Here is a 20,480-nt window from a genome sequence, read left to right as displayed (position 1 = left end):
TGCGGGATGTAACAATTATCTTCCTCTTTTTCCTCTGTTTCCTCGTAGAGTCAGTTTTTTACCAGTGGCACTCAATCTGAAAATGCGTTCAGTAAAAGGTTTGGTTCTACGCCTGAAAATGGACGATATCATTCATAAAATAAAACTTTTGCCCTTATTTTCTCCATCCGCATTCTAAAAATCCACCCCAAACATTGATTGTATGAATATTAAATTAAAGCTATTTTTCTGCTTTAAATGCAGTGTTTGACATCTGACAACCCTCCTCATTAAAATCCGCCTCCTTAATACAAATAAACAATTTTAAAATTTAATAAATAATTTTCAAAATGAATGTATAAGCAATAATTATAAAGCCAGCCATATAAATCACAAAAGCATCAACCACAAATGGACACATCCCTTAGTTCAAATTGCTAGCAGGGATGATATGTAAGGATAACTTTGTATGAATGTGAATAAATTTTTTACAGGCGTCATGGCGGCTTCGACAATGCTGGTATTGTCAGGTTGTGATTACGTCGAAAAAACGAAAGTGGTTGATGAACTAACAAAACAACAGGAAGAACAAAAGGCCAGAATCGATCAACTCGAAAAACAATTAGAACAACAACACAAAAAAATAGGCACCATTGAAAAACAAAACATTAGCGTAATAAACAGTACAAAAACGCTGGCTCAGGTGGTGAAAGAGATTAAGCGTCAGCAAGACTACTTTGTCTTTACTGAATTTAACCCAGCTCAAACAAAATATTTTATTTTGAATAATGGGTCTGTGGGTTTAGCGGGGCGCATATTATCAATAGAGGCCTCTGAAAATGGCAGTGTTATACATATGTCGCTGGTTAATTTATTAAGCGTGCCTGTTTCTAACATTGGTTTTCATGCCACCTGGGGCGGTGAAAAACCTACTGATCAAAAAGAATATGCAAAATGGCAACAACTGCTATTTAGCACCACCATGAACTCCACGCTGAAATTATTACCGGGTCAATGGCAAGACATTAACTTGACGTTAAAAGGGGTGTCTCCCAACAACCTGAAATACCTGAAGTTGGCTATTAATATGCAGAATATCAACTTCGACGACCTTCCACCTGCTGATAACCGGCAGAAAAAAAGCAAAAAATAAATGCAGTCATTGCACTTATATCAAGGAATAGAGAGCAACAACAATGAACAAAATTTTTAAAGTTATCTGGAACCCTGCAACGGGGAGTTACAGCGTCGCCAGCGAAACGGCAAAAAGCCGTGGAAAGAAGTCCGGGCGCAGCAAGCTGTTAATTTCTGCATTAGTTGCCGGTGGACTGATGTCGTCGTTCGGGGCGGGTGCTTCTGTCAGTCTTGATGGTGGTACGAGCATTGAAACTCCCGAAGAACACGATAGCTGGATTGCTATCGGAAAGAATGCAAAAGCTACATCAAAGACAGATGGAGGAGTCGCAATTGCAATAGGAATCGACGCGACAGCCAGTGGAATAGGAAGTACCGCATTCGGCTACAAGAGTCAGTCATTGGGTGAGCTATCCATAGCTATAGGGCACATGTCTAAAGCCTCGGGGAACAGATCCGTAGCATTCGGTAGCGGCGCAGAGTCAAAAGCAGAGTATTCCGTTGCATTGGGTTTGGTAGCTTATACCGGTGGTGCATCCTCCATTGCAATAGGTAGAAGTGCAAGAGTAGAAGATGGTGCTGATTATGCAGCCAGCCTTGGTTACCAGGCATTAGCCGCAGGAAAGTATAGTCTGGCACTCGGCTCAGATACAAAAGCCAATGCCATTGATAGCCTGGCATTTGGAAGACTGGCTTTAGCGAATGCCGATGGTGCCATTGCAATGGGTGCCGCAAGCGAAGCCAATGGATTATATAGTTTGGCATTGGGTTCAAGCAGCATAGCTAACGCGGACAATACCGTTGCGCTTGGATATGGAGCCAATGCAACCAAAGCTGGAGCAATGGCTTTCGGTCAGGCAGGAAAAGCAGACGGTTTAAATTCTATTGCGCTGGGTAATAAAAGTCAGTCAAGCGGCGAAAACAGTATTGCGCTTGGACAAGAAAGCGTTGCCGGTACTGAAAAAAGTATTGCAATTGGTAGCCTGTCCAGTGTAACGGGTGTCAACTCCGTTGCTCTGGGCACGGGTTCCACAGCGGTGGAAGATAATACTGTTTCAGTAGGTAACGACACACTACAGCGTAAAATTGTCCACATGGCAAAAGGCGATATTAGCAGTACCAGTACTGATGCCATCAATGGTTCACAGCTTTATGATATCAGTAAGTCAGTCGCAGACCGTCTGGGCGGCGGTGCCTCCGTGAGTACTGCAGGGATTGTTAACGCCCCTAACTACAAACTGCAAAGCGGTACTTTTAATAATGTTGGCGAAGCGTTAAAAAGTCTTGACGATAATACATTGCAATGGGACTCGCTTAAAAAAGTCTACAGTGCAAAACACGGTTCCGATGCCACCAGCAAAATCACCAACGTTACGGCGGGTGAGCTGAACGCATCCAGTACCGATGCGGTTAACGGTTCTCAGTTGAAAACCACTAACGACAATGTGCAAATTAACGCTGACAACATCGCCACCAACACCACCAATATCAGCACCCTGACCGGCGATGTTGCTAGCAACACCACTAACATCACTAACCTGACGAATGATGTTGCCGCCAACACCACCAGTATCACCAACCTGGCTGATACGGTGACTAACCTTGGTGCGGATGCACTGTCATGGGATGACGACACAGGTGCATTCACCGCCAAACACGGCACCGATGCCACCAGCAAAATCACTAACGTTAAAGACGGTGATTTGGCTGTTGACAGTAAAGATGCCGTTAACGGCTCTCAGTTGAAAACCACTAACGACAACGTGGCAACCAACACCACTAATATCAGCAACCTGACCGGCGATGTTGCTAACAACACCACCAATATCACTAATCTGACGAATGACGTTGCCGCCAATACCACCAGTATCACCAACCTGGCGGATACAGTGACTAACCTTGGTGCGGATGCGCTGGCATGGGATGACGCCTCAGGTGCATTCACCGCCAAACACGGCACCGATGACACCAACAAAATTACCAACGTTAAAGACGGTGATTTGACTGTTGACAGTAAAGATGCCGTTAACGGCTCTCAGTTGAAAACCACTAACGACAACGTGGCAACCAACACCACTAACATCGCTACTAACACCACCAACATCAACAACCTGACTGATACGGTGAACAACCTCGGTGAAGATGCGCTGAAATGGGATGACACCACAGGCGCATTTACTGCCGCACACGGCACCGAAGCCACCAGCAAAATCACTAATGTCACCGCTGGAACAATATCGTCTACCAGTACTGACGCCGTTAACGGTGGGCAACTGTTTAGCCTAAGTGATTCACTGGCAGACTATTTTGGCGGTAACGCCTCGGTTGATGAAAACGGTGTATTTACTGGTCCGTCGTACACTATCGGTAGTAACAGCTACGATAACGTAGGTGATGCGCTGGCGGCGATTAACACCTCATTTAGCACTTCATTGGGCGACGCTCTGCTGTGGGATGAAACTGCAAGTGCATTCAGCGCCGGTCACGGTGGCAATGCCAGCAAAATTACCAATGTCGCAAGCGGTGTCGTTTCTGAAACCAGTACCGATGCCATCAATGGTGGACAACTCTACGGTGTGAGCAACTCTGTTGTTGATGCTCTGGGCGGTGGTGCCGCAGTAAATGCTGACGGTAGCATCAGTGCGCCGACGTACTCCATTGCCAACACCGATTACAATAACGTCGGTGATGCTCTGGACGCGATCGACTCAACCCTGGATGATGCCCTGCTCTGGGACGCAACCGCCGGTGAAGATGGTGCGTTCAGCGCCAGCCGCGACGGCAAAGCCAGCGTAATCACTAATGTTGCTAATGGTGATATTTCTGAAACCAGTACTGATGCAATTAATGGTTCACAGTTGTTCGCCACCAACACGTTGATCAATCAGCAAAATGAGATCATCAACCAGATTGCCGGTAATACCAGCATAGACTACATCGAAGAGAACGGTGCGGGTCTGAACTATGCGCGTACCAATGACGCTGGCTTAACCTTTATTGATGCGAGCGCATCAGGTACTGGCGCTACAGCGGTGGGCTATAACGCTGTCGCTTCCGGCGAAAGCAGTGTCGCAATTGGTCAGAATAGCAGCAGCAGCGTTGATACTGGTATCGCGCTGGGTAGCGAATCCGTCTCCAGTCGTGTGATTGTTAAAGGTTCTCGTAACACCAGCGTAACCGAAGAAGGCGTTGTGATTGGTTACGACACCACAGACGGCGAACTGCTTGGCGCATTGTCGATTGGCGATGATGGTAAATATCGTCAAATCATCAACGTTGCTGATGGTACTGAATCCCATGACGCCGTGACTGTACGCCAGTTGCAAAACGCCATTGGTGCGGTCGCCACTACGCCGACCAAGTACTACCATGCCAACTCAACGGAAGAAGATTCACTGGCGGTAGGTACTGACTCGCTGGCGATGGGCGCGAAAACTATCGTTAATGCTGACGCGGGTATTGGTATCGGCCTGAACACTCTGGTTCTGCCAGATGCCATCAACGGTATTGCTATCGGTTCTAACGCACGCGCCAACCATGCAAACAGTATTGCAATGGGTAATGGTTCTCAGACCACTCGCGGCGCTCAGACTGGCTACACCGCCTACAACATGGACGCGCCGCAGAACTCTGTCGGTGAGTTCTCTGTCGGCAGTGAAGACGGTCAACGTCAGATCACTAATGTCGCGGCGGGTTCGGCAGATACCGATGCCGTTAACGTTGGTCAGTTGAAAGTGACGGACGCACAGGTTTCCCAGAACACCCAGAGCATTACTAACCTGAATACTCAGGTAACGAATCTGGATACCCGCGTCACCAATATCGAAAACGGTATTGGCGATATCGTAAGCACCGGTAGCACCAAGTACTTCAAGACCAACACCGATGGCGTAGATGCTAACGCGCAGGGTAAAGACAGTGTTGCGATTGGCTCTGGCTCTATTGCTGCCGCTGATAACAGCGTTGCGCTGGGTACTGGCTCTGTGGCAAACGAAGAAAATACGATCTCCGTAGGTTCTTCCACTAACCAACGCCGTATCACCAACGTTGCCGCTGGTAAAAATGCTACTGACGCGGTTAACGTTGCGCAGTTGAAGTCTTCCGAAGCAGGCGGCGTGCGCTATGACACCAAAGCTGACGGTTCTGTTGATTACAGCAACATCACTCTCGGCGGTGGTAATGGCGGAACGACTCGCATCAGCAACGTTTCCGCTGGCGTTAACAACAACGACGCGGTGAACTACGCGCAGTTGAAGCAAAGCGTGCAGGAAACGAAGCAATACACCGATCAGCGCATGGTTGAGATGGATAACAAACTGTCCAAAACCGAAAGCAAGTTGAGCGGTGGTATCGCTTCTGCAATGGCGATGACCGGTCTGCCGCAGGCTTACACGCCAGGTGCCAGCATGGCCTCCATTGGTGGCGGTACTTACAACGGTGAATCGGCAGTTGCTTTAGGTGTGTCGATGGTGAGCGCCAACGGTCGTTGGGTCTACAAATTACAAGGTAGTACCAATAGCCAGGGTGAATACTCCGCCGCACTCGGTGCCGGTATTCAGTGGTAATGACTCATTAAGTTAGTGTGACGAAGGGCAATTCTCTGAGGAGGGTTGCCCTTTTTTTGTTTGAAAATTGCACAAATTGTGACTTCGGCTTTTTGACATTAGCTTGAGGCTACATGCGCGCTGCTCCCCTCACCCCGACCCACTCTCCAAAGGGGCGAGGGGGAAAAACGTGCTGCATTTGATACCGTGCATAATGGTTTTCTTGCATCGCCGGGCTGGTGTGGGGTCTCGTGCGCGCTGCCCCTCTCACCCCGACCCTCTCCCCAAAGGGGCGAGGGGGAAAAACGTGCTGCATCTGATACCGTGCATAATGGTTTTCTTGCATTACCGGGCTGATGTGGGGGCTCGTGCGCGCTGCCCCTCTCACCCCGACCCTCTCCCCAAAGGGGCGAGGGGGAAAAACGTGCTGCATCTGATACCGTGCATAATGGTTTTCTTGCATTACCGGGCTGATGTGGGGGCTCGTGCGCGCTGCCCCTCTCACCCCGACCCTCTCCCCAAAGGGGCGAGGGGGAAAAACGTGCTGCATCTGATACCGTGCATAATGGTTTTCTTGCATTACCGGGCTGATGTGGGGGCTCGTGCGCGCTGCCCCTCTCACCCCGACCCTCTCCCCAAAGGGGCGAGGGGGAAACGTGCTGCATCTGATACCGTGCATAATGGTTTTCTTGCATTGCTGAAGGACGCGCTCCATCTAACACCGAGCACAATCAGTCCCCTCGCCCCTCCGGGGAGAGGGTTAGGGTGAGGGGCACAAGCCAGCTCCGCAGCAAATTTTTCTCCCCCACAATAATTGGCCCTACCAATTCTTCGCTTATCTGACCTCTGGTTCACAGTTCCCCAATTAAAACTCACATTAACGTTGCCAATGCATAACATTTAGTTAACCATTCATTGTCATTATCCCTACACAACAAAATTGGCAGTGCCACTTTTACACAACGTGTGACAAGCAGATGAGCAACAGACTCATTACACGATGTGCGTGGCCTCCAGGAGACCTGCAATGAATCTCTGGCAACAAAACTATGATCCCGCCGGGAATATCTGGCTTTCCAGCCTGATAGCATCGCTTCCCATCCTGTTTTTTTTCTTTGCGCTGATTAAGCTCAAACTAAAAGGCTATGTCGCCGCTACATGGACGGTAGCAATCGCCCTTGCGGTGGCCTTGCTGTTCTACAAAATGCCGGTCGCCAACGCGCTGGCCTCGGTCGTTTATGGCTTCTTCTACGGTTTGTGGCCCATCGCGTGGATCATTATTGCAGCGGTGTTCGTCTATAAGATCTCGGTGAAAACCGGACAGTTTGACATCATCCGCTCGTCTATTCTTTCAATAACCCCTGACCAGCGCCTGCAAATGCTGATCGTCGGTTTCTGTTTCGGCGCATTTCTCGAAGGTGCCGCAGGCTTTGGCGCACCAGTGGCAATTACCGCCGCATTGCTGGTCGGGCTGGGCTTTAAACCGCTGTACGCCGCCGGGCTGTGCCTGATTGTTAACACCGCGCCGGTGGCATTTGGCGCGATGGGCATTCCGATTCTGGTTGCCGGACAGGTGACAGGCATCGACAGCTTTGAGATTGGCCAGATGGTGGGTCGTCAGCTACCGTTTATGACCATTATCGTCCTGTTCTGGATCATGGCGATTATGGATGGCTGGCGCGGTATCAAAGAGACGTGGCCTGCGGTCGTGGTTGCGGGCGGCTCGTTTGCCATCGCACAGTACCTCAGCTCTAACTTTATTGGGCCAGAACTGCCGGACATTATCTCTTCGCTGGTATCGCTGCTCTGCCTGACACTGTTCCTGAAACGTTGGCAGCCAGTGCGCGTTTTCCGCTTCGGCGATCTGGGTGCATCGCAAGTTGATATGACGCTGGCTCATACCGGTTATACGGCGGGTCAGGTGTTGCGTGCCTGGACACCGTTCCTGTTCCTGACCGCCACCGTAACGCTATGGAGTATTCCGCCGTTTAAAGCCCTGTTCGCTTCGGGTGGCGCGCTGTATGAGTGGGTCATCAACATTCCGGTGCCGTATCTCGACAAGCTGGTTGCCCGTATGCCGCCGGTGGTCAGCGAAGCCACTGCCTACGCCGCCGTATTTAAGTTTGACTGGTTCTCTGCCACCGGTACTGCCATTCTGTTTGCTGCGCTGCTCTCTATCGTCTGGCTGAAGATGAAACCCTCTGACGCCATCAGCACCTTCGGCAGCACACTGAAAGAACTGGCGCTCCCCATCTACTCCATCGGCATGGTGCTGGCGTTCGCCTTTATCTCAAACTATTCCGGGCTGTCGTCAACGCTGGCGCTGGCACTGGCGCATACCGGTCATGCATTCACCTTCTTCTCGCCGTTCCTCGGCTGGCTGGGGGTATTCCTGACCGGGTCGGATACGTCATCTAACGCCCTGTTTGCCGCGCTGCAAGCCACCGCAGCACAACAAATTGGCGTCTCTGATCTGTTGCTGGTTGCTGCCAACACCACCGGCGGCGTCACCGGCAAGATGATCTCTCCGCAGTCCATCGCCATTGCCTGTGCGGCGGTAGGACTCGTGGGCAAAGAGTCAGATCTGTTCCGCTTTACTGTCAAACACAGCCTGATATTCACCTGTATGGTGGGCGTGATTACCACGCTTCAGGCCTACGTCTTAACGTGGATGATTCCGTAATGATGGTTATACCCAGACGCCTGTCAGACGAGGTAGCTTCCCGTGTGCGGGCGCTAATTGACGAACAAAATCTGGAACCGGGCATGAAGTTGCCCGCTGAACGCCAACTGGCGATGCAGCTCGGCGTGTCGCGTAATTCACTGCGCGAGGCGCTGGCGAAACTGGTGAGTGAAGGTGTGCTTCTTAGTCGTCGCGGTGGCGGGACGTTTATCCGCTGGCGCCATGACGCGTGGTCGGAGCAAAACATCGTCCAGCCGCTGAAAACGCTGATGGCTGATGATCCGGATTACAGCTTCGATATTCTGGAAGCCCGCTACGCCATTGAGGCCAGCACCGCCTGGCACGCAGCAATGCGCGCCACACAAGCCGATAAGGAAAAGATACAGCTCTGCTTTGAAGCGACGCTGAGTGAAGACCCGGATCTCGCCTCGCAAGCGGACGTTCGTTTTCATCTGGCAATTGCCGAAGCCTCACATAACATCGTGCTGCTGCAAACCATGCGCGGTTTCTTTGATGTCCTGCAATCTTCAGTGATGCAAAGTCGTCAGCGGATGTATCTGGTGCCGCCCGTTTTTTCGCAACTGACTGAACAGCATCAGGCGGTCATTAACGCCATTTTTGCCGGTGATGCCGACGGTGCGCGTAAAGCAATGATGGCGCACCTCAGCTTTGTCCACACCACCATGAAACGATTCGATGAAGATCAGGCTCGCCGTGCACGCATTACCCGCCTGCCCGGTGAGCATAATGAGCATTCGAGGGAGAAAAACGCATGATTATTTCCGCAGCCAGCGATTATCGCGCCGCAGCGCAACGCATTCTGCCGCCGTTCCTGTTCCACTATATGGATGGTGGTGCATATTCTGAATACACACTGCGCCGCAACGTGGAGGATTTGTCAGAAGTGGCGCTGCGCCAACGCATTCTGAAAAACATGTCCGACTTAAGCCTGGAAACGACGCTGTTTAATGAAAAGCTGTCGATGCCGGTGGCGCTGGCTCCGGTGGGTTTGTGCGGCATGTATGCGCGTCGCGGTGAAGTTCAGGCTGCCAAAGCGGCTGATGCTCACGGCATTCCGTTTACTCTCTCAACGGTTTCAGTTTGCCCGATTGAAGAAGTCGCTCCAGCTATCAAACGTCCGATGTGGTTCCAGCTTTATGTGCTGCGCGATCGCGGCTTTATGCGTAACGCGCTGGAACGGGCAAAAGCGGCGGGCTGTTCGACACTGGTTTTCACCGTGGATATGCCGACGCCGGGCGCACGTTATCGTGACGCACACTCTGGTATGAGCGGCCCGAATGCCGCAATGCGCCGCTACTTGCAGGCGGTGACGCATCCGCAATGGGCGTGGGATGTCGGCCTGAACGGTCGTCCACATGATTTAGGTAATATTTCGGCTTACCTCGGCAAACCGACCGGACTGGAAGATTACATCGGCTGGCTGGGGAATAACTTCGATCCGTCCATCTCATGGAAAGACCTTGAGTGGATCCGCGATTTCTGGGATGGTCCGATGGTGATCAAAGGGATCCTCGACCCGGAAGATGCGCGTGATGCAGTGCGTTTTGGCGCTGACGGGATTGTGGTTTCTAACCACGGCGGCCGCCAGTTAGATGGCGTACTCTCTTCTGCCCGTGCGCTGCCTGCTATTGCGGATGCGGTGAAAGGCGATATCGCCATTCTGGCAGATAGCGGCATTCGTAACGGGCTTGACGTGGTGCGTATGATCGCGCTCGGTGCCGATACCGTACTGCTGGGTCGTGCTTTCCTGTATGCGCTGGCAACAGCGGGCCAGGCGGGCGTGGCGAACTTGCTGAACCTGATCGAGAAAGAGATGAAAGTGGCAATGACACTGACTGGCGCGAAATCGATCGGTGAAATTACGCAAGATTCGCTGGTGCAGGGGTTGGGCAAAGAGTTGCCGGCGGCGCTGGCTCCGATGGCGAAAGGGAATGCAGCTTAAGGGTTAGATGAATATCTGCTATCCTGCCCCCGCACTAAGGGGGCAGTATGCTAAACATCGTACTTTACGAACCAGAAATTCCGCCAAACACTGGCAACATCATCCGTCTTTGCGCCAACACCGGCTTTCGTCTGCATATCATTGAACCGATGGGATTTGCCTGGGACGATAAGCGCCTGCGCCGCGCGGGGCTGGACTATCACGAGTTTACCGCCGTTACGCGTCATCATGACTATAGCGCGTTCCTCGAAGCAGAAAATCCCCAGCGTCTGTTTGCCCTCACCACGAAAGGTACGCCCGCACATAGCGCCGTAAGCTATCAGGATGGTGACTATCTGATGTTCGGTCCGGAAACACGCGGTCTGCCAGCGAGCATTCTTGATGCCCTGCCCGCTGAACAAAAAATTCGGATTCCGATGGTGCCGGACAGCCGCAGCATGAACCTGTCCAATGCGGTGTCGGTCGTGGTGTATGAAGCCTGGCGGCAGTTGGGATATCCGGGAGCGGTGTTGAGAGATTAGTTACGCCAGGCCGGATAAGATGCGTTAGCATCGCATCCGGCACGAGCACAGGACGTCAGATCCCATCACCATACTCAAACGTATGGTGAATGCCGTTAAAATGCTGATCCATATCCATTGACGGTTTATCGCTGTCTGGTTTACCGACGATACGCGCCGGAACGCCAGCAGCGGTGGTATGCGGCGGCACTGGTTGCAGCACTACAGAACCCGCGCCAATCTTCGCGCCACGCCCGACTTCGATATTGCCAAGGATTTTCGCGCCCGCGCCAATCATCACGCCTTCACGAATTTTTGGGTGACGGTCGCCGCTGGTTTTGCCCGTACCGCCAAGGGTGACGGATTGCAGAATCGACACGTCGTTTTCAATCACCGCTGTTTCACCAACGACAATGCCTGTCGCGTGGTCAAGCATGATACCGCGACCAATTTTTGCTGCCGGGTGAATATCAACCTGGAACGTCACAGAAACCTGGTTTTGCAGAAAGATTGCCAGTGCGCGACGCCCCTGATTCCACAACCAGTGACCGATGCGATAGGCCTGCAAGGCATGAAAACCCTTCAGGTATAACAACGGGGTTGAATATTTATCGACTGCCGGATCGCGGGTACGCACCGCCTGAATATCACAGGCCGCAGAGGCGATCATTTCCGGGTCAGCGGCGTAGGCTTCTTCCACCACTTCACGGATAGCAATAGCAGGCATAATCGGCGATGACAGCTTGTTCGCCAGCATGTAGCTCAATGCACTGCCAAGGTTTTCATGCTTGAGTAGCGTTGCGTGGTAAAAACTGGCCAGCATTGGCTCACAGTCCGCCAGCGTTCTGGCTTCCGCTTTAATATTGTTCCAGACAATTTCCAGTTCTTCACACGACATTGCTTACTCCACACGATGAGATAATGACCGGCTCGTTCTGCGCGAGCCGGGTCATAGCGGTAACAAAGGTTCCCTGGGTTTAGTGGCTGCTTCGCTCGTCCTTGCGTGCACGACCTAATAAAGTCAATGCTGCCTCGCGCGCGTTTTTTCCGCAATATAATACTTGATAAATTTCCTCGGTTATTGGCATTTCAACGCCGAAGCGATGTGCCAACTCGCGGACTTCTTTCGTATTGCGGTAGCCTTCAACCACCTGACCAATCTTCTCCTGCGCGCTTTGTACATCCATGCCCTGACCAAGCATCATGCCAAAACGGCGGTTACGCGACTGGTTGTCGGTACAGGTAAGCACCAGATCGCCCAAACCTGCCATGCCCATAAAGGTGGCAGGATCGGCGCCCAGCGCCGTGCCCAGACGCGACATTTCAGCCAAACCACGGGTGATCAGCGCCGTTCGCGCATTCGCCCCGAAACCGATACCGTCGGACATGCCGGCACCAATCGCAATGACGTTTTTCACCGCGCCGCCAAGCTGGACACCAATGAAATCCGGGTTGCTGTAAACACGGAAACTTTTGCCACAGTGCAACAGTTGCTGGAGGTCATCAGCAAAGGTTTGATCGGTAGAAGCCAGCGAAATGGCCGTCGGTAAACCTGCCGCCAGTTCTTTCGCAAAAGTTGGGCCAGAGATAACCGCCAGTGGAATTTGATCGCCTAACGCCTCGCGCGCTACGTCCTGTAACAGACGTCCGGTTTCCGCTTCCAGTCCTTTTGTCGCCCACACCAGGCGCGCATCAGGACGCATCAGCGGTTTAATCTGGCGCAGCACTTCACCAAAGACATGGCTGGGTACGACGACGAGAATATTACGGCTGGCTGCCAGCGCAGTGGCGAGATCGCTTTCAAGATGGAGCGTATCGGGAAAAGGCACATCGGGGAGAAACGCGGCGTTACAGCGGTCGCGTTCAAGCGTTGCGATATGTTCAGGGTCATGGCCCCAGAGGACAACCTCGTGGCCATTTCTTGCCAGGGTAATGGCAAGAGCGGTGCCGTACGAGCCGGCACCGATCACAGTCATTGAAGCATTACGTTGGTTCATCAGGCATCCTGATGTTCTTCAGTACCTTCGCCAGCCTGCTGCTGTAAATAGTTCATGAACAGCGCATCGAAGTTAACCGGCGCAAGGTTCAGTTGCGGGAACGTACCGCGAGATACCATGCTGGTGATGCACTCACGAGCATACGGGAACAGAATGTTCGGGCAGTATGCGCCCAGGCAATGTGCCATCTGGGTGCCTTCGATACCCGCGATGGAGAAAATACCGCCCTGCTGAACTTCGCACAGGAACGCGGTTTCTTCACCCAGGGATGCCGTTACGGTAACACGCAGTACCACTTCGTAAACGTCATCTGCCAGTTGAGAAGATGCCGTATCCAGATCAAGTTTAACTTCTGGCTGCCAATCTTTCTGGAAAACGTGCGGCGCGTTCGGCGCTTCGAAAGAAATATCCTTGGTATAAATACGCTGGATCTGGAAGGTCATTTCGGTGTTGTTTTGTTCTGACATGTGTAGAAAACCCTTAAGTGTTGTCCTTAAATACTGCGCAGTGTAATGCCAACGTTAATACGTTATTTCAGCAGGGGATCCAGTCCACCACGTGCATCCAATGCATACAAGTCGTCACAGCCGCCAATGTGCTGTGCGTCAATAAAAATCTGCGGAACCGTGGTGCGACCACTGCGTTTGATCATCTCTTCACGCTTAGCGGCGTTGCCATCAATCGGTAGCTCCTGAAAACTCACGCCCTTGCTGCTCAGCAGTGCTTTCGCACGATGGCAATACGGGCAGGTTTCTTTGGTATAGATTTCAACATTGGCCATAACTTAGCTCCTGTTTTTTTACCTGTAGTTTTATGTTGCAGGGTAGCGACAAATAGTATGTCCCCAGAAGCTTATATCAATAAGTCGCTGGGGGTCTAATTACAGCTAACTGCCTGCGGCATGAAAGATGACAGGTAAATTATTTGCCGCGCACCAGAGGCAAGTTTTCACCAGCCCAGCCAGCGACGCCTTCTTTCAGCACGAATACTTGCGCAAACCCTGCTTTCGTCAGCGCATTTGCAGGCTCCTGGCACTGCATACCAGAACCGTCTACCACGATAACCGGTTTGTCTTTGTGCTTCTCAAGTTCACCAACATTGTTGGCTTTGATTTCGCTCGGCAACAGATTGATAGAACCTGCGATATGGCCTTTACGGAAGTCATCACGCTGACGTAAATCCACAACCACTGCGTCTTCTTTGTTGATCAGACGCGTAGCTTCACCACGAGTAATTACCTTCACTTTCGAGGTCAGGCTCTTAAACGTAGTAACAAGAACCGCCACCAGTAACGCGATCCAGGCGATACTCAGTATGGGATGACGGCCAACAAATTGCATAATTTCTTGCATGGGGGGTAATAACTCCCGACGTAGTGATTAAAAACCAGGGAAGGAGTATACCTGCGCGTTGCGGCAAATACAGCCAGCGCGTGCACTGGAATGCAATTTTGCGGCACGCTACGAAAAAAAATCGCAAATCTGGCATCAGCTTGCCGCGAGCGGTCGTATATTTTGATCTTCAGAGGCTATTTTATCGATTCAGCTGTAGTAAAATTACGCAAATTTTGACTCTTGAGTATGAGGTTGTCGCAATGTCGGTTTCTAAAAAACCTATGGTACTGGTGATTCTGGATGGCTATGGCTATCGCGAAGAACAGCAGGATAACGCCATTTTTAGTGCTAAAACCCCGGTAATGGATGCACTGTGGGCCAATCGTCCGCATACCCTGATCGACGCTTCCGGTCTGGAAGTCGGTCTGCCTGACCGTCAGATGGGTAACTCCGAAGTAGGTCACGTTAACCTGGGTGCCGGCCGTATCGTGTATCAGGACCTGACTCGTCTGGACGTTGAAATCAAAGATCGCGCTTTCTTCGCCAACCCGACGCTGACTGGCGCGGTAGATAAAGCGAAGAACGCGGGCAAAGCGGTACACATCATGGGTCTGCTCTCCGCAGGCGGTGTACACAGCCACGAAGATCACATCATGGCAATGGTAGAGCTGGCAGCTGAACGTGGCGCAGAGAAAATCTACCTGCACGCATTCCTTGACGGTCGTGACACCCCGCCGCGCAGTGCTGAATCCTCGCTGAAAAAATTCGAAGAGAAATTTGCCGCGCTGGGTAAAGGCCGCGTAGCGTCCATCATTGGTCGTTACTACGCGATGGATCGCGATAACCGTTGGGATCGCGTTGAAAAAGCTTATGACCTGCTGACTCTGGCGCAGGGTGAGTTCCAGGCTGATACCGCCGTTGCTGGTTTGCAGGCCGCTTATGCTCGCGACGAAAACGACGAGTTCGTGAAAGCGACCGTTATTCGTGCTGAAGGCCAGCCAGATGCAGCGATGGAAGACGGCGATGCGCTGATTTTCATGAACTTCCGCGCTGACCGCGCGCGTGAAATCACTCGTGCATTTGTAAACGCTGATTTCGACGGCTTCGCGCGTAAGAAAGTGGTTAACATCGATTTCGTGATGCTGACCGAATACGCCGCCGACATCAAAACCGCCGTTGCTTACCCACCAGCCTCTCTGGTTAACACCTTCGGCGAGTGGATGGCGAAAAACGACAAAACTCAGCTGCGTATTTCCGAAACCGAAAAATATGCCCACGTCACTTTCTTCTTCAACGGTGGCGTAGAAGAGTCGTTCAAAGGCGAAGATCGCATTCTGATCAACTCACCGAAAGTGGCTACTTACGATTTGCAGCCGGAAATGAGCTCCGCTGAACTGACCGAGAAACTGGTTGCGGCAATTAAGAGCGGCAAATACGACACCATCATCTGTAACTATCCGAACGGCGACATGGTAGGTCACACCGGGGTGATGGAAGCTGCGGTTAAAGCGGTTGAAGCACTGGATCACTGCGTGGCAGAAGTGACCAAAGCTGTTGAGTCCGTGGGTGGACAACTGCTGATCACCGCTGACCACGGTAACGCTGAACAGATGCGCGATCCGGCTACTGGTCAGGCTCACACGGCGCATACCAACCTGCCTGTTCCGCTGATTTACGTTGGTGATAAGAACGTGAAAGCAGTTGAAGGTGGCAAACTTTCTGACATCGCGCCGACCATGCTCTCTTTAATGGGTATGGAAATCCCGCAAGAGATGACTGGTAAGCCGCTGTTCATCGTGGAATAATCCCTCCCCATGAGGGGAAAGGCGATTAATACCATGACACGGGCCACGAAACCGCGCAGGTTTGCAGTCAGGCCCATCATTTACGCCAGCGTTCTTTGCGCTGGCGTATTGTTGTGCACTTTTTCTGCCCACGCGGATGACCGTGACCAACTCAAGTCTATTCAGGCTGATATCGCTGCCAAAGAGCGTGCGGTACGCCAACAACAGCAACAACGCTCAAGCCTGCTGGCACAATTGAAAAAGCAGGAAGAGGCGATCTCCGAAGCCACTCGTAAGCTGCGCGAAACGCAAAATACGCTCAATCAACTGAATAAACAGATTGATGAGATGAACGCCTCGATTGCCAAACTGGAACAGCAAAAAGCGGCTCAGGAACGCAGTCTCGCTGCGCAACTGGACGCCGCATTTCGCCAGGGTGAGCATACGGGTATACAGCTCATTCTCAGCGGTGAAGAAAGCCAGCGCGGTCAGCGTTTACAGGCTTATTTCGGCTATCTCAACCAGGCGCGACAAGAAACCATCGCCGAACTGAAGCAAACACGCGCAGAAGTCGCCATGCAGCGCGCCGAGCTGGAAGAGAAACAGAGCGAGCAACAAACGCTGTTATACGAACAACGCGCTCAGCAGGCGAAGCTGACCCAGGCGCTGAACGAGCGTAAGAAGACGCTGGCAGGGCTGGAGTCTTCCATTCAACAAGGTCAGCAGCAGCTAAGTGAACTGCGCGCCAACGAATCTCGTCTGCGCAATAGCATTGCTCGTGCAGAAGCGGCAGCGAAAGCGCGTGCTGAACGAGAAGCGCGTGAGGCTCAGGCTGTTCGCGACAGGCAAAAAGAAGCGACGCGCAAAGGCACCACCTACAAACCGACTGAAAGCGAAAAATCACTGATGTCCCGAACCGGTGGTCTGGGTGCGCCGCGTGGTCAGGCATTCTGGCCTGTTCGCGGGCCGACGCTGCACCGCTATGGCGAACAGCTACAGGGTGAGCTGCGCTGGAAAGGGATGGTGATTGGTGCCTCTGAAGGTACTGAAGTTAAAGCGATTGCCGACGGTCGGGTGATTCTGGCTGACTGGCTGCAAGGCTACGGCCTGGTGGTGGTGGTTGAGCACGGTAAAGGCGATATGAGCCTTTATGGCTATAATCAGAGCGCACTGGTGAGCGTTGGTTCGCAGGTTCGCGCGGGTCAGCCAATTGCACTGGTGGGCAGCAGTGGCGGTCAGGGTCGGCCTTCACTCTATTTCGAAATTCGCCGCCAGGGTCAGGCGGTCAATCCACAGCCGTGGTTGGGAAGATAAGTTTTGTTTCCATTTCGTCGTAACGTTCTTGCATTTGCCGCTCTGTTGGCTCTCTCCTCCCCTGTATTTGCTGGAAAACTTGCCATCGTCATTGATGATTTTGGTTATCGCCCGCACAACGAAAACCAGGTGCTGGCGATGCCCTCTGCTATCTCTGTCGCCGTGTTACCCGACTCGCCACACGCCAGAGAGATGGCGACTAAAGCGCATAACAGCGGTCACGAAGTATTGATTCATCTACCGATGGCACCGCTGAGTAAGCAGCCGCTGGAGAAAAATACGCTGCGCCCGGAGATGAGCAGCGACGAGATTGAGCGCATTATTCGCAGCGCGGTCAATAACGTGCCCTATGCCGTGGGGATCAACAACCACATGGGCAGCAAGATGACCTCTAACCTTTTTGGTATGCAGAAAGTGATGCAGGCGCTGGAGCGTTACAATCTTTACTTCCTCGACAGTGTGACTATCGGTAATACCCAGGCGATGCGCGCCGCACAAGGTACTGGCGTAAAAGTCATCAAACGGAAAGTGTTTCTCGATGATTCCCAGAACGAAGCGGACATCCGTATGCAGTTCAATCGCGCAATTGACCTGGCGCGTCGCAACGGTTCAACCATCGCCATTGGTCATCCTCACCCTTCAACAGTTCGCGTATTGCAACAGATGGTTTATAACCTGCCGCCAGGCATTACGCTGGTGAAAGCCAGCAGCTTGCTGAATGAACCGCAGGTCGATACGTCTACACCGCCGAAGAACACTGTGCCCGACGCACCGCGTAATCCGTTCCGTGGCGTGAAGCTGTGCAAACCGAAGAAACCGATAGAACCTGTTTATGCTAATCGCTTCTTTGAAGTATTAAGCGAAAGCATCAGCCAGAGCACGCTGATCGTTTACTTCCAGCATCAGTGGCAGGGCTGGGGCAAACAGCCCGAAGCGGCGAAGTTTAACGCTAGCGCAAATTAAAGGCGCTGCGCGTAATGCGATGGTGCGACCGTGTTTTGTCGCGCCATTGCCATAAGCGGAAAGACCACAGTAATGCCTGATAACCTACCTTTACGCTGCGGACATTAGTAATCAGACGTTTATACATGCCGGAAGTAAATATCTCGGCAATCATCCGCTGGCGGGTAATAATATCCGGCTCTTTGCGCACCGCATGGCAAACGCGCAATGCTTCGTAAGTTATTTGTTGATGAAATTCCGGATAAATCGTAATTTTGTCGGCATAATTTCTATTTAATTTCTCCAGCAGGCGGGTAATTTTAATATAGTGCCGTTGATAATTAAGATTTTTATTCCCTTGTCGATTCAACCGACTCACTGACGTATTATGCAGATAATATTTATATAACGATTGTTCGGTATATCGCACACGCAGCGCGTTAAACATAAATTCTGTTGTCCATACAATATCCTGATGATGTAATCCAACAATAAATTTAATGTTATTTTTTACAATAACGTCGCGGCGATAAATACCCATCCAGACAACGTGAGTCCAGCGGCGAGAAGAAAGTCCCATCCGCAGCCAGTCCGGGCCGGTTAATACGCCGGTTGAGCGAAGGCGATCGATGGGGATAGATTGCCAGGTTTCTCCCGTTTCACGAAAACACCAGTCAGCATTGCACTGCGCCACATCGAGATCGTCCTCTAACGCCATTGTCATCAGCGTTTCGTACATGGTAGGATAGACTTCATCATCAGCATCGACAAAAGCAACATATTTGCCCGTCGCTGCCTCGATCCCGCGATTACGCGCCACCGATGCGCCAGCATTCGCCTGATGCAACAAACGAACGTGCGGATAGTTTTCTGCGTAATACTTTGCTATTTCAACAGAATTATCCGTTGAACCATCGTTAATAATAATGATTTCCAGAGCAGGCCAGGTTTGCGCGATTAAAGATTCCATACAAGTGCGGAAATCACCGCCCGCATTATATAACGGAATAATAACACTAAGTTTATTGGTGCTGTTCATCATAAATTACCGACGACCTCTGAAGTTATCCTGACGTTTTACAGGCTTTGTATTAAGAAACTATTAAGCCTGTGAGATATTATTTTTACAGGTGAGAGAGTCACTTCAGGCTAGAGAGTTGATGAGAGCAGCAATATAAGATAACAGCGCAATTACGATATCTTTATTACACTGACAGGATTTTACATATTTAACGGATTATCCTCAGGCAAAAGGGCTGGAATACCAGCCCTTATTCGTGTTAATCCCAGCTCAGGATAACTTTCCCGGACTGGCCCGAACGCATGGCGTCAAAGCCCTTCTGGAAATCATCGATGGAGAAACGATGGGTAATGATCGGCGAGAGATCGAGGCCAGACTGAATCAGCGCCGCCATCTTGTACCAGGTTTCAAACATCTCACGACCGTAAATGCCTTTAATGAACAAGCCTTTAAAGATCACTTTTGTCCAGTCGATCGACATGTCAGAAGGTGGAATACCCAGCATCGCAATACGACCGCCGTGGTTCATGGTGTCGAGCATGGTACGAAACGCTGGCGGCGCACCGGACATTTCCAGACCGACATCAAAGCCTTCGGTCATGCCTAGCTCCGCCATCACGTCATTGAGATTTTCTTTCGCGACGTTAACCGCGCGCGTGATACCCATTTTGCGCGCCAGTTCGAGACGATATTCATTAACGTCGGTGATAACCACATTACGTGCGCCGACATGTTTCGCCACCGCCGCCGCCATAATACCAATCGGGCCTGCACCGGAGACCAGAACATCTTCGCCCACTAAATCAAACGACAGCGCGGTATGCACGGCGTTACCGAAGGGATCAAAAATGGAAGCCAGGTCGTCGGAGATATTGTCCGGGATTTTGAAGGCGTTGAAGGCTGGAATCACCAGATATTCGGCGAAGCAGCCCGGACGGTTAACGCCAACTCCGATAGTGTTGCGGCACAGATGGGTACGACCGCCGCGACAGTTGCGACAGTGACCACAAGTGATATGACCTTCGCCAGACACGCGATCGCCAATCTGGAAGCCTTTCACTTCCTGACCAATACCTACCACTTCACCGACATATTCATGGCCTACGACCATCGGCACCGGGATGGTTTTTTGCGACCACTCATCCCAGTTATAGATGTGAACGTCAGTCCCGCAGATGGCTGTTTTACGGATTTTAATCAGCAGATCGTTATGCCCGAGTTCCGGTTCAGGAACGTCGGTCATCCAGATGCCCTCTTCCGCTTTCAGTTTGGATAACGCTTTCAT

The 20,480-nt window shown here is 51.7% G+C and carries 16 protein-coding genes; 9 read left to right on the top strand and 7 right to left on the bottom strand.

What is annotated here, in order from left to right; genetic code table 11:
* The first annotated feature begins 448 nt into the window (after window positions 1-448).
* From BEG40_RS05840 to trmL, 6 genes are all read left to right on the top strand, one after another.
* Complete coding sequence (locus BEG40_RS05840) at window positions 449-1,132, top strand: DUF3251 domain-containing protein (protein WP_105285043.1); 684 nt, start codon at window positions 449-451, stop codon at window positions 1,130-1,132.
* 43 nt (window positions 1,133-1,175) lie between these two features.
* Window positions 1,176-5,678 carry a YadA-like family protein gene (locus tag BEG40_RS05835; RefSeq protein ID WP_105285042.1) on the top strand — a complete coding sequence of 1,501 codons (4,503 nt, stop codon included), beginning with the start codon at window positions 1,176-1,178 and terminating at the stop codon, window positions 5,676-5,678.
* A 1,006-nt stretch (window positions 5,679-6,684) separates the two neighbouring features.
* Window positions 6,685-8,340, top strand: coding sequence for an L-lactate permease (gene lldP / locus BEG40_RS05820; RefSeq protein WP_105285039.1), 1,656 nt, complete (start codon window positions 6,685-6,687; stop codon window positions 8,338-8,340).
* Window positions 8,340-9,116, top strand: a complete 777-nt coding sequence (gene lldR, locus BEG40_RS05815; RefSeq protein WP_010349909.1) for a transcriptional regulator LldR — start codon at window positions 8,340-8,342, stop codon at window positions 9,114-9,116. Before lldP ends, lldR begins: the two co-directional genes overlap by 1 nt.
* A complete protein-coding gene (gene lldD / locus BEG40_RS05810; protein WP_021551645.1) occupies window positions 9,113-10,303 on the top strand; it encodes a quinone-dependent L-lactate dehydrogenase in 1,191 nt (396 codons plus the stop codon). Before lldR ends, lldD begins: the two co-directional genes overlap by 4 nt.
* A 47-nt stretch (window positions 10,304-10,350) precedes the next feature.
* Window positions 10,351-10,824: a tRNA (uridine(34)/cytosine(34)/5-carboxymethylaminomethyluridine(34)-2'-O)-methyltransferase TrmL gene (trmL, locus tag BEG40_RS05805; RefSeq protein WP_000932351.1), complete on the top strand. Its 474-nt coding sequence runs from the start codon at window positions 10,351-10,353 to the stop codon at window positions 10,822-10,824.
* Between the two features lie 55 nt (window positions 10,825-10,879).
* Here trmL and cysE read toward each other — a convergent pair whose 3' ends face one another.
* The 5 genes from cysE to BEG40_RS05780 all read right to left on the bottom strand — a co-directional run bounded on the left by cysE (window position 10,880) and on the right by BEG40_RS05780 (window position 14,152).
* A complete protein-coding gene (gene cysE, locus BEG40_RS05800) occupies window positions 10,880-11,701 on the bottom strand; it encodes a serine O-acetyltransferase (protein ID WP_001277564.1) in 822 nt (273 codons plus the stop codon).
* 79 nt (window positions 11,702-11,780) lie between these two features.
* The gene (gpsA, locus tag BEG40_RS05795) at window positions 11,781-12,800 is read right to left on the bottom strand and encodes an NAD(P)H-dependent glycerol-3-phosphate dehydrogenase (RefSeq protein ID WP_001076199.1); all 1,020 of its coding nucleotides are present in this window, start codon (window positions 12,798-12,800) and stop codon (window positions 11,781-11,783) included.
* Complete coding sequence (secB, locus tag BEG40_RS05790; protein ID WP_000003377.1) at window positions 12,800-13,267, bottom strand: protein-export chaperone SecB; 468 nt, start codon at window positions 13,265-13,267, stop codon at window positions 12,800-12,802. The genes gpsA and secB overlap by 1 nt, the downstream gene beginning before the upstream one ends.
* 62 nt (window positions 13,268-13,329) lie before the next feature.
* The gene (gene grxC / locus BEG40_RS05785; protein ID WP_000024392.1) at window positions 13,330-13,581 is read right to left on the bottom strand and encodes a glutaredoxin 3; all 252 of its coding nucleotides are present in this window, start codon (window positions 13,579-13,581) and stop codon (window positions 13,330-13,332) included.
* Window positions 13,582-13,720: 139 nt separating this feature from the next.
* The gene (locus BEG40_RS05780; protein ID WP_001156181.1) at window positions 13,721-14,152 is read right to left on the bottom strand and encodes a rhodanese-like domain-containing protein; all 432 of its coding nucleotides are present in this window, start codon (window positions 14,150-14,152) and stop codon (window positions 13,721-13,723) included.
* A gap of 242 nt (window positions 14,153-14,394) precedes the next feature.
* On the opposite strand from BEG40_RS05780, the gene gpmM reads away from it, so the two are divergent.
* From gpmM to BEG40_RS05760, 3 genes are read left to right on the top strand one after another with little or no spacing between them, the layout of a single operon-like run.
* Entirely contained in the window at window positions 14,395-15,939 is a 1,545-nt protein-coding gene (gene gpmM / locus BEG40_RS05770; protein ID WP_010357695.1) for a 2,3-bisphosphoglycerate-independent phosphoglycerate mutase, read from the top strand.
* A gap of 33 nt (window positions 15,940-15,972) precedes the next feature.
* Entirely contained in the window at window positions 15,973-17,232 is a 1,260-nt protein-coding gene (gene envC, locus BEG40_RS05765; RefSeq protein ID WP_016159958.1) for a murein hydrolase activator EnvC, read from the top strand.
* 3 nt (window positions 17,233-17,235) lie between these two features.
* Window positions 17,236-18,195, top strand: coding sequence for a divergent polysaccharide deacetylase family protein (locus tag BEG40_RS05760; RefSeq protein WP_105285038.1), 960 nt, complete (start codon window positions 17,236-17,238; stop codon window positions 18,193-18,195).
* Here the strand turns inward: BEG40_RS05760 and waaH are convergent.
* Window positions 18,182-19,216 (bottom strand): UDP-glucuronate:LPS(HepIII) glycosyltransferase, encoded by a 1,035-nt coding sequence (waaH, locus tag BEG40_RS05755; RefSeq protein WP_105285037.1) that lies wholly within the window; start codon window positions 19,214-19,216, stop codon window positions 18,182-18,184. The two genes, BEG40_RS05760 and waaH, sit on opposite strands and share 14 nt — an antisense overlap.
* 238 nt (window positions 19,217-19,454) lie before the next feature.
* Window positions 19,455-20,480, bottom strand: coding sequence for an L-threonine 3-dehydrogenase (gene tdh / locus BEG40_RS05750; protein ID WP_021551647.1), 1,026 nt, complete (start codon window positions 20,478-20,480; stop codon window positions 19,455-19,457).

The organism is Escherichia sp. MOD1-EC5495 (assembly GCF_002965965.1).
Classification (GTDB): Bacteria; Pseudomonadota; Gammaproteobacteria; order Enterobacterales; family Enterobacteriaceae; genus Escherichia; species Escherichia ruysiae.
The sequence above is the reverse complement of the archived record's forward strand: the minus strand, read 5'-3'. Positions and strand labels throughout refer to the sequence as shown.

Excerpts from the sequence above, each read along its gene's own strand:
- grxC (WP_000024392.1), bottom strand. The coding sequence starts at position 13,581 with ATGGCCAATGTTGAAATCTATACCAAAGAAACCTGCCCGTATTGCCAT.
- secB (WP_000003377.1), bottom strand. The coding sequence starts at position 13,267 with ATGTCAGAACAAAACAACACCGAAATGACCTTCCAGATCCAGCGTATT.
- gpsA (WP_001076199.1), bottom strand. The coding sequence starts at position 12,800 with ATGAACCAACGTAATGCTTCAATGACTGTGATCGGTGCCGGCTCGTAC.
- lldR (WP_010349909.1), top strand. The coding sequence starts at position 8,340 with ATGATGGTTATACCCAGACGCCTGTCAGACGAGGTAGCTTCCCGTGTG.
- gpmM (WP_010357695.1), top strand. The coding sequence starts at position 14,395 with ATGTCGGTTTCTAAAAAACCTATGGTACTGGTGATTCTGGATGGCTAT.
- BEG40_RS05835 (WP_105285042.1), top strand. The coding sequence starts at position 1,176 with ATGAACAAAATTTTTAAAGTTATCTGGAACCCTGCAACGGGGAGTTAC.
- trmL (WP_000932351.1), top strand. The coding sequence starts at position 10,351 with ATGCTAAACATCGTACTTTACGAACCAGAAATTCCGCCAAACACTGGC.
- BEG40_RS05840 (WP_105285043.1), top strand. The coding sequence starts at position 449 with ATGAATGTGAATAAATTTTTTACAGGCGTCATGGCGGCTTCGACAATG.
- waaH (WP_105285037.1), bottom strand. The coding sequence starts at position 19,216 with ATGATGAACAGCACCAATAAACTTAGTGTTATTATTCCGTTATATAAT.
- lldP (WP_105285039.1), top strand. The coding sequence starts at position 6,685 with ATGAATCTCTGGCAACAAAACTATGATCCCGCCGGGAATATCTGGCTT.
- lldD (WP_021551645.1), top strand. The coding sequence starts at position 9,113 with ATGATTATTTCCGCAGCCAGCGATTATCGCGCCGCAGCGCAACGCATT.
- envC (WP_016159958.1), top strand. The coding sequence starts at position 15,973 with ATGACACGGGCCACGAAACCGCGCAGGTTTGCAGTCAGGCCCATCATT.
- BEG40_RS05780 (WP_001156181.1), bottom strand. The coding sequence starts at position 14,152 with ATGCAAGAAATTATGCAATTTGTTGGCCGTCATCCCATACTGAGTATC.
- tdh (WP_021551647.1), bottom strand. The coding sequence starts at position 20,480 with ATGAAAGCGTTATCCAAACTGAAAGCGGAAGAGGGCATCTGGATGACC.
- cysE (WP_001277564.1), bottom strand. The coding sequence starts at position 11,701 with ATGTCGTGTGAAGAACTGGAAATTGTCTGGAACAATATTAAAGCGGAA.